Below are 15,374 nucleotides of genomic sequence, written 5' to 3'. Positions count from 1 at the left end.
TCTCGCTGATAAAAAGGTATCATTTGATACCTTTTTATTTACGTTATTTTTAAACTTTATCTGAGTTAATATTCGTTGGTCTAATTCGATTTTCGCAATCATATTCTAATGAGCCTGGGTCCTTCCCGCTCTCTTGTGTCTTTCTTTCTTCCACACATTTCATTTGAATTTGCTGCTTACTTTGAATTAAACGGATCGCAAAATAAATATCCGGTACCACTAATAAATCATCATCTGAACGGTTGATTTTATTTTGTTCTAACCAACGATTAAGAGAAGTTCTACGCCCAGCTAATACCAAAGTCACCCCTTTCGCCTTCAAAGATGTCACAATATCATTCAATGTGGAAAATACGCTCACATCATTATGCGTAAAGCTGACAGCAGCATCAACAATCACCCAAGCGGGTCTTTTATGTTGATTATCTAAATGTTTATTTAGCCGCTCTTTAAAGTAATTCACATTAAAATAGGTAAGCGGAGAATTGAAACGATAAATTAGGACACCATCAACTTCTTGAATATCATTTTCTGATGTCATCGAGTGCAACATACCATGCTCATCAACGCCTAATAGTTGATCTGTTGGCCTAAATATAATTCGGATAAACTGTAATAAACCTAATAAAACGGCTAAGCCTACACCACTAATCAAACCAACTACCAACACTGCGCATAAAGTAAAAACACATAAGAAAAAAGCTTCTCTATTGCGTTTACGCATTGATAAAATACTGCGTAAACTGAGCAAGGAATAAGTTGAAATAATTAAAACCATCCCTAAAGCAGGCATAGGGATATATTCCAATAAATTCATAGAAAAAAGTAAAACAGCTAAGATGGTCACCGCGGCAACGAGGGAAACCAACTGTGTTTTCCCTCCCATCATATCATTAACTGCTGTACGGCTGCTCGCAGCACTCACTGCAAAACCTTGACCAAAAGCAGAAGCAATATTTGCCATTCCTAATGCTCTTAATTCTTGGTCTGCATCCACGGTATAGCCATTTTTGCTTGCAAAACTTCGCGCTGTCATCATAAAGCTTACAAAGCTAATCACTGCTAAGTTTAATGATGGAATGACAAGATCTCTGAGTAACCCTGGCGGAAAATCAGGCATAGGTATATAAGGAAGTCCTTCACCTAAATCCCCAACCGTGCTAATTCCATATTGCTCAAGATTAAATAGAATACTGGCTGCTGTAGCCAAAACCATTGCAATTAATAGGGACGGCCACTTACTCCTTACTCGCTTAATCACTAAGGTGATTACCAATGTTGCAATAGCCACTAATAATGTCGGAATATGTGTTTCCATTAGCGCTAATGGAAACGCTATTAAGCGTTCAATAAACCCTGAAGGTAAAGTCGTAATACCAAATATTTTACTGATTTGGCTGACTATAATCGTAAGAGCTACCCCATTTAGTAAACCTTGCAATATCGGCCTCGATAAAAAATCAGCAAAGGTACCTAAACGAAACCTTGCTGCAATCAAACACCAAACCCCAGTCATAAAACTCATGACAATAATCAATTGCCAACGAACGGTTTCATCCCCCATTGCGAGTGGTGCGACTGCGGCTGCAATTACAGCACATGTTGCGGCATCAGGCCCGATAATCAATTGTTTCGACGTACCAAATAACGCATAGAAAAACATCGGTAAAATACATGAGTATAATCCGACAATGGCATTCACCCCCATTAATTCGGCATAGGCAATAGCCACTGGCAAAGCAACTGCAGCGACAGACAAACCCGCTTTAACATCAGGGCCTAAGTCTGTACGTTGATAGTTAAATAGCGTTTTTAAACCTGGCATCCAGACAAATAGCTTTGCCTTTATCATGGGAGAAAAGTACCTATAAATTAGCAAGTTAAATTATTTTATGTATTACTTATATCCGAACTAATAAAGTTTATCTAGAAGTAAGTCAAATAATCGTAAAATAGTGCAAATATGATTGGTAACAAAACATGTTTATTGGTAAAAAGGTGCAAACTTTTAACAATTAAAGCCAAAATCGGTTAAACTACTCCATTATCTTTACGTTGAGGCGCTGTATTCACTGTTATGAAACAACTTATTGATTTTATTCCTTTGGTAATCTTTTTTATAGTCTATAAAAGATACGATATTTTCTATGCGAGTGGCGCACTAATGGTTACCACTCCTTTAGCGTTATTAGCTACCTACCTTATTTATAAAAAAGTTGAGAAAGTTGCAAAAATCACCTGTGCAATTGTGATGAGTTTTGCTGCGTTAACCCTTATTTTCCACAGTGATGCATTTATTAAATGGAAAGTCACTATCATCTATGCTGCGTTTGCTGGCGCATTACTCTTTAGCCAATGGTTTACTGAAAAGCCCCTAATTCAGCGCATGTTAGGCAGTAATCAAGAAATAAAATTAGCAGATAGTTATTGGAACAAACTCAATAGTGCATGGGCAATATTCTTTATTTTCTGCGCATTACTAAACATTTATGTTGCTTTCTGGATGGCGCAAGATATTTGGGTGAATTTCAAAGTCTTTGGTCTGACAGCGGGAACATTAATATTTACAGTACTGAGTGTGGTCTATATTTTTAAAAATATGGTTAAAGAGCCTGCAGAAAAACACGAAGAATAATTAAAAATTAGAGTTAAAAACCTGCTAATTGTCTATCGATTAGCAGGTTTTTTTTCTTATTAATAGCGCTTGTCACCAAATGCTTTTTCAATTTTTTTATCTGTATTGTACTGCGATAATGCGTATACCGACCATATGGCAGCGGGTAGCCAGCCAATTAACGTGATCTGTAGAATTAAGCAAATGACCCCAGCAAAGGGGCGCCCTATCGTAAAAAATTGCAACCAAGGTAATAATATTGCCAGTAACAATCTCATTTCATACCTCTAAATTAATCAATAAAATTTATATTATTGAGTATAGCCAATTCAATCAACTGACTAAATATAAAAAACACTTCTTGCTTTTTCTTTGCAAAAGTTGATCTTTTTACCAAGAATTAGACGCTGTTTATTAATAATGGGTACCATATTTGTCTTATTTTTGCAGCAATTCAATCAAATAGCTATTATCAATCAATAACTGTATGGTTCAGGTTTACTATTGCATATGTAATTTGTTATAAATGCAAAATCAAAAGTAATAACCCTTTTAATAAGAGTCAGATATGCAATTGCCGAACGGTGAGTTGGTTTTACGTACATTAGCCATGCCCGCAGATACTAATGCGAATGGTGATATTTTTGGTGGCTGGTTAATGTCACAAATGGACATTGGTGGGGCTATCTTAGCAAAAGAAATAGCGCTCGGACGAGTTGTTACTGTGGCAGTTAATGGCATTAAGTTTCAAAAGCCCGTTGCAGTTGGTGATGTTGTTTGCTGCTATGCACGTTGCTTAAAAACAGGAAAAAGCTCAATTACCATTAATATTGAAGTTTGGGTAAAAAAAGTCGCAACGGAGCCTGTTGGGCAACGTTACCGTGCTACTGATGCGGTATTTACTTATGTCGCAGTTAATGATGATAGTACCTCACGTTCATTACCCAAAGAAAAACAACATTTTCAGTTAGCGAGTTCAGATCAAAAAACTAACGAAGCATAAGTTTTTTGCTCCACTCATTATATAAAAACTAAAAAGCACCATCATTGCTGTGGTGCTTTTTTATACAACCTAATGTTAACCATTAGACTTGGCTAACAGTGCCATCTAATTTGAAATAAATTTCAGTCACGTAGCCTTTTGCAGGTTGCTTTTCAAAAGTCCAACGGTTCATTGCACGTTTAACATCCCGCTCGAATAAACCTTTAGGTGAGGCTTCGACAAATTCAATATTTGTCACTCGTCCACCATCATCAATATCATAACGAACTTTCACATATCCTTCTTTACCTAAGCGACGCGCGCGTTCAGGATAGGAAGGAGCTTGTTTATGCAGAGCCCTCGGGCCGCCTTTCTTAGTCGATTGACTATTACTTGCCCCTGTATTGTTTGCAGTTTTAATTGGACTGTTATTCGTTTTCGGCGCAGTAACGTCTGATTTAAGATTATTCATCGCCAATTGCTTTTCAACTGGCTTAACATCTTCTTTAATTTTTTTCTTTTCTTCCTGTTTTGGCTTAGGCTTTTTCTTTACCTCAGGTTTCTTCTTGGGTAATGCAATAACAGGTTCAACTACCGGTTCGGGTTCAGGTTCTATAATGGGCTCTGGTTCCGGCTCTACCGGTGTTTCAACCTGCTCAACGGGCTCAGAAGCAGGTTCAGGGGCGGCAAAAGCAATCATAGAAATCGTCAATGGTTCAGGGTCTCTGACCAAGTTAGGTTGATTAAAAATCCATGCCATTGCAAGACCCGCATGAATAGATAATGAAACGACGATAATTAAAGTCCAACGCATCCAACGCATATGCAATTTCTACCCTACACCTGTCTACCAAAAAAGAATATGACTGATAGTTTAAATGCAAATAGCAATCATATTCAATAAGGTTTGTCATACAAAGTGAAAAATGTGAGTGTACGCTGTAATAACCTTACTCAATCCATTGGGTAAAAAGCAGGGAATGCCGACGATGGTAAATGTCAATTTTACGCATTGCATAGATGCGCATGTTTCGCCTTGAATGCCCTTCTAGCCAGCGTCTACGGCGACGTAGGGATTGTCTTAACATACGCCAACGCCCTACTTCATGCCTACTACGTCTCATTTAATTGTGTCCTTTTATCGTCTAAAAGTTATTAGAAAAAAATATTATATTCCTTTGAAAAAAAGAACCAAGAGGAACTTTTTATGTCATTTCGGTGCACTGCTTTTAATTTCATGATGATAAAATCAATTAACGAAACTATTTTTCCTAACAAATTACTCTATTTCACGAAGCTTTTACTGCAGAATTTTGCTAAATTCTATTAAGTTGATATTTTACTAACAGTTTTTTTAGCTAATCTATCTTTTTTTGAACCTTTTTCTTATCAGTGAGGCATCTGACCCGTTATGGCAACCGTCTATACACTTATGAGTTGGCTTCTGTTCTTCCTATATTGGCTAATTATTGCAGCAATTACAGTCCGCATTTTAGTCAAAAGAAGGCCGGTCACCTCAGCCATGACATGGCTCCTGATCATTTATATTCTGCCATTAGTCGGGATTATTGCCTATGTCGCCTTCGGTGAACTTCACCTCGGTAAACGTCGAGTCGATAAAGCTCATGATATGTGGCCTTCCGTCGCGACATGGTTAGAAAACTTACGAACTTCAAAACATATCTTCGCCACTGATAATAGCCCCGTCGCTGAACCATTATTTCAGTTAGTTGAAAAGCGCCAAGGTATTGCTGGTGTTAAAGGCAATAGAATTCAACTTTTAACTACCTGTGAAGACTCATTAAAAGCGATTGTCAACGACATCAACAATGCCCAGCACTCGATTGAAATGGTCTTCTATATTTGGCAACCGGGTGGTTTAGTCGACGGTGTTACCGAAGCCTTACTTAATGCCGCTAAACGCGGTGTTAAGTGCCGGATTATGGTGGACTCCGCGGGAAGTTGGCATTTTTTCCGTAGCGATTACCCCGAAAAAATGCGTGCTGCAGGTATTGAGTTTGTAGAATCATTAAAAGTTAATTTGATGCGTTTCTTCTTGCGTCGAATGGATTTACGTCAACATCGTAAAATAGTGGTTATCGATAACTATATTTCATATACAGGCAGTATGAATATGGTTGACCCTCGTTATTTTAAACAAGATTCAGGGGTTGGTGAATGGGTTGACATTTTAGTACGTATGGAAGGCCCTGTGAGTACCACATTAGGTATCGTGTATGCTTTTGACTGGGAAATGGAAACCGGCCAACGCGTACTCCCACCACCGCCTGACAGTAATATTATGCCTTTTGAACAAGCGAATGGGCATACAACACAAATTATCGCCTCAGGACCGGGCTTCCCTGATGAGTTGATTCAACAGTCACTGATGACCGCGATGTTCTCTGCGCGCAAACAACTGATCATGACCACCCCTTATTTTGTGCCTAGTGATGACCTTTTGCATGCAATTTGTACAGCAGCAATGCGAGGTGTCGACGTCAGTATTATTATGCCAAGGCAGAATGACTCATTCCTTGTTCGCTGGGCAAGCCGCTCATTTTACAGTGAATTATTAGCTGCTGGTGTTAAGATTTATCAATTTGAAGATGGTTTATTACACACGAAGAGTGTTTTGGTTGATGGCGAGCTTAGCCTTGTTGGTTCAGTAAATCTTGATATGCGCAGTTTATGGCTCAATTTTGAAATAACAGTGGTCATTGATGATAAAAGTTTTGGTAGCGATCTCACGCTAGTTCAGTATGATTATATTGCGCGTTCAACTCGTTTAGAAATTGAAGAATGGGAACAACGTCCGTTCTGGAACCGTGTCGTTGAACGCATTTGCTACTTCTTTAGCCCATTGTTATAAATTAAGTTAATTAGGAAAGGTCATGACTGAAATACAAAATACACCTTTAATCGATGAAGATGACATCATTGAAATGGCTTATGACCTTTTTCTTGAAGGGGCAATGGATAATTTAGAGCCCGCTGACCAATTAATTTTTGCTTTGCAGTTTGAAGAGTTAGGTGCCGCAGAAATTGTTCCTGTTACCCTTAATTGGCAAGAGATGATTACTGAAGAGCTTAATTTAAACCAATTAAGTGAAGTGGTTATTGGATTAGCTCAAAGCCCTGACGCCGAATTAGACGATATTTTTGCTCGCGTATTAATTAGCCGCCACCCTTCTAAACCGTTTCACCATATTTTTTGGAAGAAATAGTTGATTAAAAGGGACATTTCGTCCCTTTTGGATTAATTAAAGTAGAAACCCCCTAAACGCCATTCCCTTTCGCCCATCACGAGAAAACAATCACAATGGGTCAATTTTCAAACAAGACACCGCATGTTTGAAACTCCCTTCTAATAATGGCCTTGTTTTTGCACACTCTTCATCCGCTAATGGGCAACGGGTTCTAAATACGCAACCTGAAGGTGGGTTAATGGGTGATGGCAATTCACCCTCTAAAAGTTCTATTACCTTATTTTTTTCTTTATCGGGATCAGGAACGGGCACTGCTGACATCAATGCGCGTGTATAAGGATGTAAGGGATTATTGTATACCTCATCATAGGTACCAAGCTCTACGGCATGCCCCAAGTACATCACTAAGACACGGTCAGAAATATGCTTAACAACCGCCAAATCGTGCGCGATAAAGATTAGCGATAATTTCATTTCACGTTGTAATTCTTGCAATAAATTAACAACTTGTGCTTGAATTGACACGTCTAATGCAGAAACTGGCTCATCGCAAATCACGAGTTTAGGTTCTAAAATCAATGCTCTTGCGATACCAATACGCTGGCATTGCCCTCCCGAAAACTCATGGGGGTAGCGGTTAATCAAATTTGGTAATAAGCCAACCCGCATCATCATTTTTTTCACTTTTTCTGTGATTTGTGATGGTGGCATTTTAGGATGATAAGTTTTTAATGGCTCAGCGATAATGTCACCGATGGTCATTCGCGGATTAAGCGAAGCCAGTGGATCTTGGAAAATCATTTGAATATCACTGCGAACACTGCGCCACTCTTTATCAGTTTTACCTAATAAATTCTGCCCCAACCAACTTACCGTACCATCCGTTGCTTTAACTAACCCAATAAGTGCTCGAGCAAAAGTGGATTTACCGCACCCTGATTCCCCGACTACACCTAATGTTTCACCTTCATATAAACGAAGTGTTACGCCATCTACCGCTTTAAGACTTTTGTTTGGTTGCCAAAACCACTGTTTTTTATCTCGAATCTCAAAATGGACTTTAAGGTCATTCACTTCGAGTAAAACTGGTCTATTTTCATGGGTACTCATACCAATTCCTCCAGTGGCTTAAAGCAGGCACGTAACCGCGTTTGACCAAATGTGGTTAATGCAGGTTCTTGGTCAACACATTGCTGAACTGCATATTGGCAACGAGGTGAAAATGGGCAGCCTTTGGGTAAACGTAATAAATTAGGCGGATTGCCGGGAATGGTAGCTAAACTTTCGTCATCACCATCGAGGCGCGGAACAGCAGCTAACAAGCCAAGTGAATATGGATGAGATGGATGATAAAAGATATCCTTCGCAGTACCGTACTCCATCGTGCGTCCTGCATACATCACTAGGACTTTATCACATACCCCTGCGACGACCCCAAGGTCGTGGGTGATCAAAATGATTGCAGTATCAAACTCTTGTTTTAACTCATTGAGCAACGTCATGATTTGCGCTTGTACAGTCACATCAAGTGCTGTCGTGGGTTCGTCAGCAATTAACAGCTTTGGTTGGCATAACAGGGCCATTGCAATCATGACGCGTTGTCTCATTCCTCCTGAAAACTCATGTGGATACATATTCATACGCTTACGTGCTTCAGGCATTTTAACGGCATCTAACATACGAACTGATTCTTCGAAAGCTTCTCTTTTACTCATGCCTTTATGTAACATGAGAACTTCCGACAGCTGTGTACCAATTTTCAAATAAGGATTCAATGATGTCATTGGGTCTTGGAAGATCATTGAAATCTCTTCCGCTCGCATCCGGTTTAATTCTTTTTCTCTTAAATTCAAGATCTCACGGCCGTTAAATATGGCAGAGCCATTAATCTTGCCATTTTTGGCAAGCAAGCCCATCAGAGCGAAAGCTGTTTGTGATTTTCCTGAACCGGATTCACCAACAATTCCTAGCGTTTCCCCCGCACTTAATTCAAAGTTCAATTTATTTACGGCGGTAACGTCACCATCTTGGGTCGCGAATGTCACACTGAGATCTTTCACGGATAACAGAGGGCTTTTCATTGAGTTATTTGACATATTGTTCCCTCTAGCGATCTTTCGGGTCGAGCGCGTCACGCAGCCCGTCACCGATGAAGTTAAAACAAAATAGCGTAATGACTAAGAAACCTGCTGGGATCAGTAATAACCACGGAGTGACTTCCATTGAGTTCGCCCCATCACTTAATAAAGCCCCCCAACTACTTAATGGCTCTTGTGTACCTAAACCTAAAAAGCTCAAAAATGACTCAAATAAAATCATACTTGGAACTAATAATGAGGCATACACCACGACGACACCTAAAACGTTAGGAACAATATGACGTAAAATAATCTGCCGTGTACTAACACCACAAACCAGCGCTGCCTCAATGAATTCTTTGCGCTTTAATCCAAGTGTTTGCCCGCGAACAATACGCGCCATATCCAACCACGATACCATCCCAATCGCCACAAAGATCAGTAAGATATTGGTACCAAACAATGTGACTAGGAGGATCACAAAAAACATAAATGGGAAGGAGTTTAAAATTTCTAATATACGCATCATGATGGAATCCACTTTTCCACCCACATAACCCGCTAATGAACCGTATAAAGTGCCTACCACGACTGCGACTAAAGCAGCAGCAACCCCCACCATTAAGGAAATTCGCCCACCTATCGCGACACGCACTAATAGGTCTCGGCCTGAAGCATCCGTACCAAAATAATGCCCGGTTGCCATATCCGGTGGCATTGACATCATTTCCCAATCGGTGTCGTCGTACAAAAAAGGCGACATCATAGGAGCAAAAATCACAAATAGAGTAATTAACAACAATACGCATAAGCTAAATATTGCCGCACGGTTGTGCATAAAACGGCGCCTTGCATCTTGCCATAAACTGCGCCCTTCAATATCTAGCTGCTCTGAAAAGTTTGCCAGAGCTTCACTATTTTTTTGGTTCGATAGCATCGTGTTTCTCCGACTTAATAACGAATTTTAGGGTCAATAACTGCGTACAAAACATCGACAATCGCATTAAACGTAATTGTCAGTACCCCAACTAAAATTGTTAAACTCAATACCAGTGAGTAATCACGATTAAGTGCGCCGTTAACAAAGAGCTGACCGATCCCCGGTAACCCAAAAATAGTTTCAATTACCATCGAGCCAGTAATAATCCCCACAAAAGCGGGACCCATATAGGAAAGCACAGGAAGCAACGCTGGTTTAAGCGCATGGCGTAAAATGATAGTTCTTAGTGGTAACCCTTTAGCACGTGCAGTACGAATAAAATTAGAATGCATAATTTCGATCATCGAACCGCGTGTAATACGGGAAATACTTGCAATATAAGCAAGTGAAAGTGCAACCATTGGTAGCACCATGTGTTTTAGGTTTCCACCATCCCACCCACCACCAGGGAACCATTTCAAATGAATGGCAAAAATCAGCACCAATAAAGGTGCCACAACAAAGCTTGGGATAACAACCCCCGTCATGGCAAACCCCATGACTGTAAAGTCCCATTTGGTATTTTGGTTGAGTGCGGCTATCACCCCAGCAGAGACCCCAAATAGAACAGCAACAATGAATGCCGTTGCCCCTAATTTTGCAGAAACAGGAAATGCTTTAGCCACTAAATCATTAACACTGTAGTCCTTGTATTTAAATGATGGGCCAAAGTCACCTTTGGAAAGCTGAATTAAATAATTAAAATACTGCTTATACATGGGATCATTTAAATGATATTTAGCTTCAATATTTGCCATCACTTCCGGTGGCAATTTCCGTTCACCCGTAAACGGGCTCCCTGGGGCTAATCGCATCATAAAAAATGAAATGGTAATCAGAACCAAAAGAGTCGGAATGGCTTCTAACAACCGACGAATAATAAATTTCAACATCGCTCTTTCCTACTTCTATTGCCTAAATAGGCGAACATCTGGCTCCAATAAATGGAGCCAGAACAACTATATTAGTGTTTAATAATGTACAGATCTTTAGTATGCAGGTTATCTAATGGATCTTTGCCACTATACCCCCCCACATAAGGTTTCACTAAACGCGTATTAACATAGTAGTAAAGAGGAACAATACCTGAGTCTTTATCGAGTAATTTTTCGGCTTGTTGATAGAGTTCAGCACGTTCATCATCCGTTTTGACTTGCAATGTTTTTTTCATCACTGCATCAAAATCTGTATTTTTATAATGAACAGTATTATTACTGCTGTAGGAAAGTAACATATTGAGGAAAGATGAAGGTTCGTTATAATCCGCACACCAGCCTGCGCGTGCCACATCATAGTTACCTTGATGTCGGCTATCTAAGAATGTTTTCCATTCCTGATTTTCTAGTTTCACTTCTGCGCCAATATTTTTCTTCCACATAGAAGAAGCGGCGATGGCAATACGCTTATGTAAGTCTGAAGTATTATACAATAAATTGAATTTTAGAGGGTTGGCTTTGTTATATCCCACCTCTTCTAGCAGCTGTTTCGCTTTTTCATTACGCTGCTCTTGGGTCATATTCGCATACCAATCCGGTTTTTCTGTTTTCATTCCACTGGTAAATGGTGGAGTGAACCCATACGCAGGAATATCCCCTTGGGCTTTGACTTTATACGTAATCGTATCTCTATCCATAGATAGTTTTAATGCTTCACGAACACGAGGGTCATTAAATGGCGGTTTTTCATTATTAATTTCATAATAATAAATACATAGATATGGGTTCACACGTAACTCATTCGGCATGTTTTGTTGTAAACTTTTGAACTGCTCAATAGGTAAGTTACTGTATGTCATATCAATTTCGCCACTGCGGTAGCGGTTTACATCAGTGACTTCTGAAGAAATCGGTAAAAAAGTCACTTGGTCAATAATGGTATTCGCATTATCCCAATAACTTGGGCTACGCTCTAATACAATACGTTCGTTTACCGTCCAATCCTTTAATTTATATGCTCCATTACCTACAAAGTTTTGTGGTTGCGTCCACTTAGCACCATGTTGCTCAATGACTTTTTTATTGACTGGCGACATGGATGAGTGAGCTAATAATTTAGGAATATAAGGAACGGCTTCACTCAGTGTAATAACTAAAGTTTTGTCATCAAGAGCTTTAATACCAAGTTCTTCAGGTTTTTTCTTCCCAGCGATAACATCGTCAATATTACTAATATGGGCATATTGTAAATAGCTTGCATAAGGCGATGCAGTATCAGGGTCAGCCAATCGTCGCCAACTATACACAAAATCTTCTGCCGTGACAGGGTCACCATTAGACCATTTCGCGCCATCGCGAATTTTAAATGTCCACTCTGTAAAATCTTTATTTTCCCAGCTTGTTGCCGAGCCAGGTAAAATTTCGCCATCAGGCCCCACTATTGTGATCCCTTCGAAAAGGTCTCTTGCTAAAGCAGATTCCGGCACCCCTTCTATTTTATGAGGGTCTAACGATTGCGGCTCAGAACCGTTGTTGCGAACCATCACTTGCTTTTCAGCCAGTTCAACGCCCGCAGGAACCGTTGCTGCAAAACTTGTTGCTATAGAGCCCATTGCCAGCCCAGCCGTTACGCTAAGCGCAATAATCGATTTATTGATTAACTTACTCATCTTATAGGTTACTCCCATACATAATTATTATGATTGTGTGTTGATACATGTTCACCCAGTAGATGAACACTTTTTATAATTATTTAGATATTATTAATTAGGTTCACTTATATATAACCGTTTAATATCCGTACAATCAAGAGGGTCATTACCTTTAAATCCACGAACACTCGGTTTTATCATTCGAGCACTGACGCGATAATAAACAGGAACAATAGCCGAATCATTGTCTAGCAAGGCTTCCGCTTGCTGGTAAATTGTATGGCGAGATGAAGAGTCCGGTGCTGTTAGCGCTTGCTCAAGCAAGGCATCAAACGCTGGATTATTATAAAAAGTGGTATTATTACTATTTTGAGACAGCATCATGTTCAAAAATGCGGTTGGCTCGTTGTAATCGGCACACCACGTTGCTCTGGCAACATCATAATTTCCTTCATGGCGGCTTTGTAATGATGTTTTCCATTCTTGGTTTTGCAGCGTCACTTGCGCACCAATATTTTTCTGCCACATGGACGCCGCAACAATAGCTTGCTGCTTATTTTGATCTGATGTGTTGTACAGTAAAGCAAATTTCAATGGGTTTTCTTTAGTATATCCGGCCTCAGCAAGCAAATCTTTAGCACGTTGATAACGTTGTTCTGCTGATAAATTTGCCCATTCCGGTAAGGTAAAATTACCATTATTAATAAAACTTGGCGTAAAGCCATAAGCGACTTTTTGCCCTTGAGCGATAATTTTATTGGTTATTGTTTCTCTATCTAATCCTAACTTTATTGCTTCACGCACTCTTGGGTCATTAAACGGGGCTTTTTGATTATTTATCTCATAATAGAACGTGCACAAATAAGGCCGAACATACAATTCATTCGGCCTCTCTTGCTGCATTTTTTTATATAAAACAGGTGGGATTGCAGAGTTAGAAATATCAATTTCACCGCTACGGTAACGGTTAATATCACTCACTTCGGAGCTAATCGCTAAAAAGGTCGCTTGCTCAATACGGCTATTTGGGTTATCCCAATAAAATGGATTTCGTTTGATAACAATACGTTCATTTACTACCCAGTTATCCAATACGTATGCCCCATTTCCAATAAAATTCTTGGGTTGGGTCCATTTATCACCATGTCGTTGAATTGCTGACTTATTCACGGGCTTCATAGACGTATGAGAAAGCATATCAACGAAATAAGGCACTGGGTGGCTCAACGTAACTTGTAAATGTTGCGGGTCAAGCGCTTTCACACCCAGCGCTGTTGCCGGCATTTTTCCCGCTAAAATCGCATCTGCATTTAAAATATACGCATTTTGTAAATAACTGGAGTATGGGGAGCCAGTATTTGGGTCAGATAAACGTTGCCAGCTATACACAAAATCTTCAGCGGTTACAGGTGTCCCATCACTCCACTTTGCATCTTCCCGCAAAGTAAAAGTCCACGTAGTGAAATTTTCATTACTCCAACTTTTAGCAACCCCAGGAACTGCTTTACCGTCTACATCGGTATACACTAAACCTTCTAATAAATTTAATATCACATTGCCTTCTGGAACCCCTTCCACTTTGTGGGGGTCTAGTGATGTCACTTCTGAGCCATTGTTAATTGTAATAACCTGTTTTACTTTTTCCGTGGCACTAGCCTGTAATGTAACAACTAATAAAGAAAGTACACCAAAACCAAGTGTTGATTTGAACATTCTATCCCTCATGATTCATCAATAGCGCTATAACCTCATTTGCAGCCATCTTTACGCTGATATTTAAGCCCTGGTACCGCTATTTCCTTATGGGCAATCCACTTCATGAACTCAAACAATTAAAACAATTAATTAACATTGATCAGTTAAAAATTTTAAGTAAATTTTAAAAAAATAGACGTGAAATTTTAATTTTCCTTATATTTCAATACACTAAAATCAATTTGGCTATCCACCATAAAATAACCCCCAAGCTCTTTTCCAAACATATCATTAACAAACACCAATTAGAATAGTGAATAAATTTACGTAGCTCACAATTCCTTACTTTTTATCCCTGTTTTAGCAAAAAATGCCACATATAATTACAGGTATCATTTTTTTTATGTGTGATTATTAATAGCTAAAGTTTTATTAAGCCATTTAAGAAAGAGAAATGTGCTATCTGTATAGCAAAATTGATGTGTGTAATATGAGGTAATTAGCGGCAGGTATGGCTGCAAATAGATATAGTTTGCAGCCATTAAAAGAAAAGAGATTAGATTACAATAAGCCCGGGAATATGGCCTTAACACCTGTCACAATAAACTCTATACCCAATGACATCAGTAATAGACCCATGATACGCGTTACTACGTTGATCCCTGTTTGACCTAAGTAACGAACCAATAAAGACGCTGAGCGGAATAATAACCAACAACAAAAGGCAAATGCGATACTCGTCAACGCTAAGCCTAAAAAGTTTTGCCACCCATGCCAGCGAGATGACCAAACAATACAAGAACTTATTGCACCAGGCCCTGCCATTAGGGGTAAAGCCAAAGGCACAACACCAATGCTATCTCTAACCGCAGTTTCTGTTTTTTCTTGTTTATTTTGTTTGTCTTCCCCAATTTTACCGCTGATCATTGACATCGCTATTGTGACGATCAAGATCCCACCAGCAATACGGAAAGAATCAATTGAGATACCAAACAATTGCAATATTGAGTCACCAATTAATAATGATGTACATAAAATGATAGCAACTGATGTATTTGCAATAGTATTGGTTTTATTTCTCCCCGCATTACTTTGATAGTTTGTCATACTAATAAACACAGGCAATATGCCAACTGGGTTTACGAGTGCAAACAAACCAATAAAAAATTTAATATATCCCGATAAATCAAGTAATGCGCTACTCACCCATTCATTTCCTTAAGCAGTTCT

At 39.3% G+C, this 15,374-nt stretch carries 15 protein-coding genes; 4 read left to right on the top strand and 11 right to left on the bottom strand.

Annotation, left to right across the window (positions count from 1 at the left end):
• Positions 1 to 49: 49 nt before the first annotated feature.
• On the bottom strand, positions 50 to 1,852 hold the full coding sequence (locus tag M1F26_RS09230; protein ID WP_140172210.1) for a SulP family inorganic anion transporter: 1,803 nt from the start codon (positions 1,850 to 1,852) through the stop codon (positions 50 to 52).
• A 225-nt stretch (positions 1,853 to 2,077) separates the two neighbouring features.
• Between M1F26_RS09230 and M1F26_RS09225 the strand changes: the two genes are divergently transcribed.
• The gene (locus M1F26_RS09225) at positions 2,078 to 2,635 is read left to right on the top strand and encodes a septation protein A (RefSeq protein ID WP_004254142.1); all 558 of its coding nucleotides are present in this window, start codon (positions 2,078 to 2,080) and stop codon (positions 2,633 to 2,635) included.
• A 59-nt stretch (positions 2,636 to 2,694) separates the two neighbouring features.
• Here the strand turns inward: M1F26_RS09225 and M1F26_RS09220 are convergent, their stop codons facing one another.
• Positions 2,695 to 2,892: a YqaE/Pmp3 family membrane protein gene (locus M1F26_RS09220; protein WP_004254139.1), complete on the bottom strand. Its 198-nt coding sequence runs from the start codon at positions 2,890 to 2,892 to the stop codon at positions 2,695 to 2,697.
• Between the two features lie 290 nt (positions 2,893 to 3,182).
• On the opposite strand from M1F26_RS09220, the gene yciA reads away from it, so the two are divergent.
• Positions 3,183 to 3,617, top strand: a complete 435-nt coding sequence (yciA, locus tag M1F26_RS09215) for an acyl-CoA thioester hydrolase YciA (protein WP_004254136.1) — start codon at positions 3,183 to 3,185, stop codon at positions 3,615 to 3,617.
• Between the two features lie 82 nt (positions 3,618 to 3,699).
• Here the strand turns inward: yciA and M1F26_RS09210 are convergent, their stop codons facing one another.
• Positions 3,700 to 4,419: a TonB family protein gene (locus tag M1F26_RS09210; protein WP_140172211.1), complete on the bottom strand. Its 720-nt coding sequence runs from the start codon at positions 4,417 to 4,419 to the stop codon at positions 3,700 to 3,702.
• 127 nt (positions 4,420 to 4,546) lie between these two features.
• Positions 4,547 to 4,720, bottom strand: coding sequence for a YciY family protein (locus tag M1F26_RS09205; protein WP_004254127.1), 174 nt, complete (start codon positions 4,718 to 4,720; stop codon positions 4,547 to 4,549).
• 287 nt (positions 4,721 to 5,007) lie between these two features.
• On the opposite strand from M1F26_RS09205, the gene cls reads away from it, so the two are divergent.
• Both cls and M1F26_RS09195 read left to right on the top strand, forming a co-directional pair.
• Positions 5,008 to 6,468 carry a cardiolipin synthase gene (gene cls, locus M1F26_RS09200; protein WP_094960524.1) on the top strand — a complete coding sequence of 487 codons (1,461 nt, stop codon included), beginning with the start codon at positions 5,008 to 5,010 and terminating at the stop codon, positions 6,466 to 6,468.
• Positions 6,469 to 6,490: 22 nt separating this feature from the next.
• The gene (locus M1F26_RS09195; protein WP_004254123.1) at positions 6,491 to 6,823 is read left to right on the top strand and encodes an HI1450 family dsDNA-mimic protein; all 333 of its coding nucleotides are present in this window, start codon (positions 6,491 to 6,493) and stop codon (positions 6,821 to 6,823) included.
• A gap of 90 nt (positions 6,824 to 6,913) precedes the next feature.
• Here M1F26_RS09195 and oppF read toward each other — a convergent pair whose 3' ends face one another.
• The 7 genes from oppF to M1F26_RS09160 all read right to left on the bottom strand — a co-directional run bounded on the left by oppF (position 6,914) and on the right by M1F26_RS09160 (position 15,350).
• A complete protein-coding gene (gene oppF, locus M1F26_RS09190; RefSeq protein ID WP_004254119.1) occupies positions 6,914 to 7,915 on the bottom strand; it encodes a murein tripeptide/oligopeptide ABC transporter ATP binding protein OppF in 1,002 nt (333 codons plus the stop codon).
• Positions 7,912 to 8,901, bottom strand: a complete 990-nt coding sequence (locus M1F26_RS09185; protein ID WP_140172212.1) for an ABC transporter ATP-binding protein — start codon at positions 8,899 to 8,901, stop codon at positions 7,912 to 7,914. The genes oppF and M1F26_RS09185 overlap by 4 nt, the downstream gene beginning before the upstream one ends.
• A 10-nt stretch (positions 8,902 to 8,911) precedes the next feature.
• On the bottom strand, positions 8,912 to 9,820 hold the full coding sequence (gene oppC / locus M1F26_RS09180; protein ID WP_004254117.1) for an oligopeptide ABC transporter permease OppC: 909 nt from the start codon (positions 9,818 to 9,820) through the stop codon (positions 8,912 to 8,914).
• A gap of 14 nt (positions 9,821 to 9,834) precedes the next feature.
• Positions 9,835 to 10,755 (bottom strand): oligopeptide ABC transporter permease OppB, encoded by a 921-nt coding sequence (oppB, locus tag M1F26_RS09175; protein ID WP_094960523.1) that lies wholly within the window; start codon positions 10,753 to 10,755, stop codon positions 9,835 to 9,837.
• 71 nt (positions 10,756 to 10,826) lie between these two features.
• Positions 10,827 to 12,467 (bottom strand): oligopeptide ABC transporter substrate-binding protein OppA, encoded by a 1,641-nt coding sequence (gene oppA, locus M1F26_RS09170; RefSeq protein WP_140172213.1) that lies wholly within the window; start codon positions 12,465 to 12,467, stop codon positions 10,827 to 10,829.
• 93 nt (positions 12,468 to 12,560) lie between these two features.
• Positions 12,561 to 14,174, bottom strand: coding sequence for an ABC transporter substrate-binding protein (locus M1F26_RS09165; RefSeq protein WP_140172214.1), 1,614 nt, complete (start codon positions 14,172 to 14,174; stop codon positions 12,561 to 12,563).
• Positions 14,175 to 14,705: 531 nt separating this feature from the next.
• Positions 14,706 to 15,350, bottom strand: coding sequence for a YchE family NAAT transporter (locus M1F26_RS09160; protein WP_004254112.1), 645 nt, complete (start codon positions 15,348 to 15,350; stop codon positions 14,706 to 14,708).
• Positions 15,351 to 15,374: the final 24 nt, after the last annotated feature.

This window comes from Providencia sp. PROV048 (assembly GCF_033688165.1).
Taxonomy (GTDB): Bacteria; Pseudomonadota; Gammaproteobacteria; order Enterobacterales; family Enterobacteriaceae; genus Providencia; species Providencia hangzhouensis.
The sequence above is the reverse complement of the archived record's forward strand: the minus strand, read 5'-3'. Positions and strand labels throughout refer to the sequence as shown.

Bases quoted from the DNA above. Each gene is read 5' to 3' on its own strand.
- M1F26_RS09230 (WP_140172210.1), bottom strand. From the start codon at position 1,852: ATGATAAAGGCAAAGCTATTTGTCTGGATGCCAGGTTTAAAAACGCTA.
- M1F26_RS09225 (WP_004254142.1), top strand. From the start codon at position 2,078: ATGAAACAACTTATTGATTTTATTCCTTTGGTAATCTTTTTTATAGTC.
- M1F26_RS09220 (WP_004254139.1), bottom strand. From the start codon at position 2,892: ATGAGATTGTTACTGGCAATATTATTACCTTGGTTGCAATTTTTTACG.
- yciA (WP_004254136.1), top strand. From the start codon at position 3,183: ATGCAATTGCCGAACGGTGAGTTGGTTTTACGTACATTAGCCATGCCC.
- M1F26_RS09210 (WP_140172211.1), bottom strand. From the start codon at position 4,419: ATGCGTTGGATGCGTTGGACTTTAATTATCGTCGTTTCATTATCTATT.
- M1F26_RS09205 (WP_004254127.1), bottom strand. From the start codon at position 4,720: ATGAGACGTAGTAGGCATGAAGTAGGGCGTTGGCGTATGTTAAGACAA.
- cls (WP_094960524.1), top strand. From the start codon at position 5,008: ATGGCAACCGTCTATACACTTATGAGTTGGCTTCTGTTCTTCCTATAT.
- M1F26_RS09195 (WP_004254123.1), top strand. From the start codon at position 6,491: ATGACTGAAATACAAAATACACCTTTAATCGATGAAGATGACATCATT.
- oppF (WP_004254119.1), bottom strand. From the start codon at position 7,915: ATGAGTACCCATGAAAATAGACCAGTTTTACTCGAAGTGAATGACCTT.
- M1F26_RS09185 (WP_140172212.1), bottom strand. From the start codon at position 8,901: ATGTCAAATAACTCAATGAAAAGCCCTCTGTTATCCGTGAAAGATCTC.
- oppC (WP_004254117.1), bottom strand. From the start codon at position 9,820: ATGCTATCGAACCAAAAAAATAGTGAAGCTCTGGCAAACTTTTCAGAG.
- oppB (WP_094960523.1), bottom strand. From the start codon at position 10,755: ATGTTGAAATTTATTATTCGTCGGTTGTTAGAAGCCATTCCGACTCTT.
- oppA (WP_140172213.1), bottom strand. From the start codon at position 12,467: ATGAGTAAGTTAATCAATAAATCGATTATTGCGCTTAGCGTAACGGCT.
- M1F26_RS09165 (WP_140172214.1), bottom strand. From the start codon at position 14,174: ATGAGGGATAGAATGTTCAAATCAACACTTGGTTTTGGTGTACTTTCT.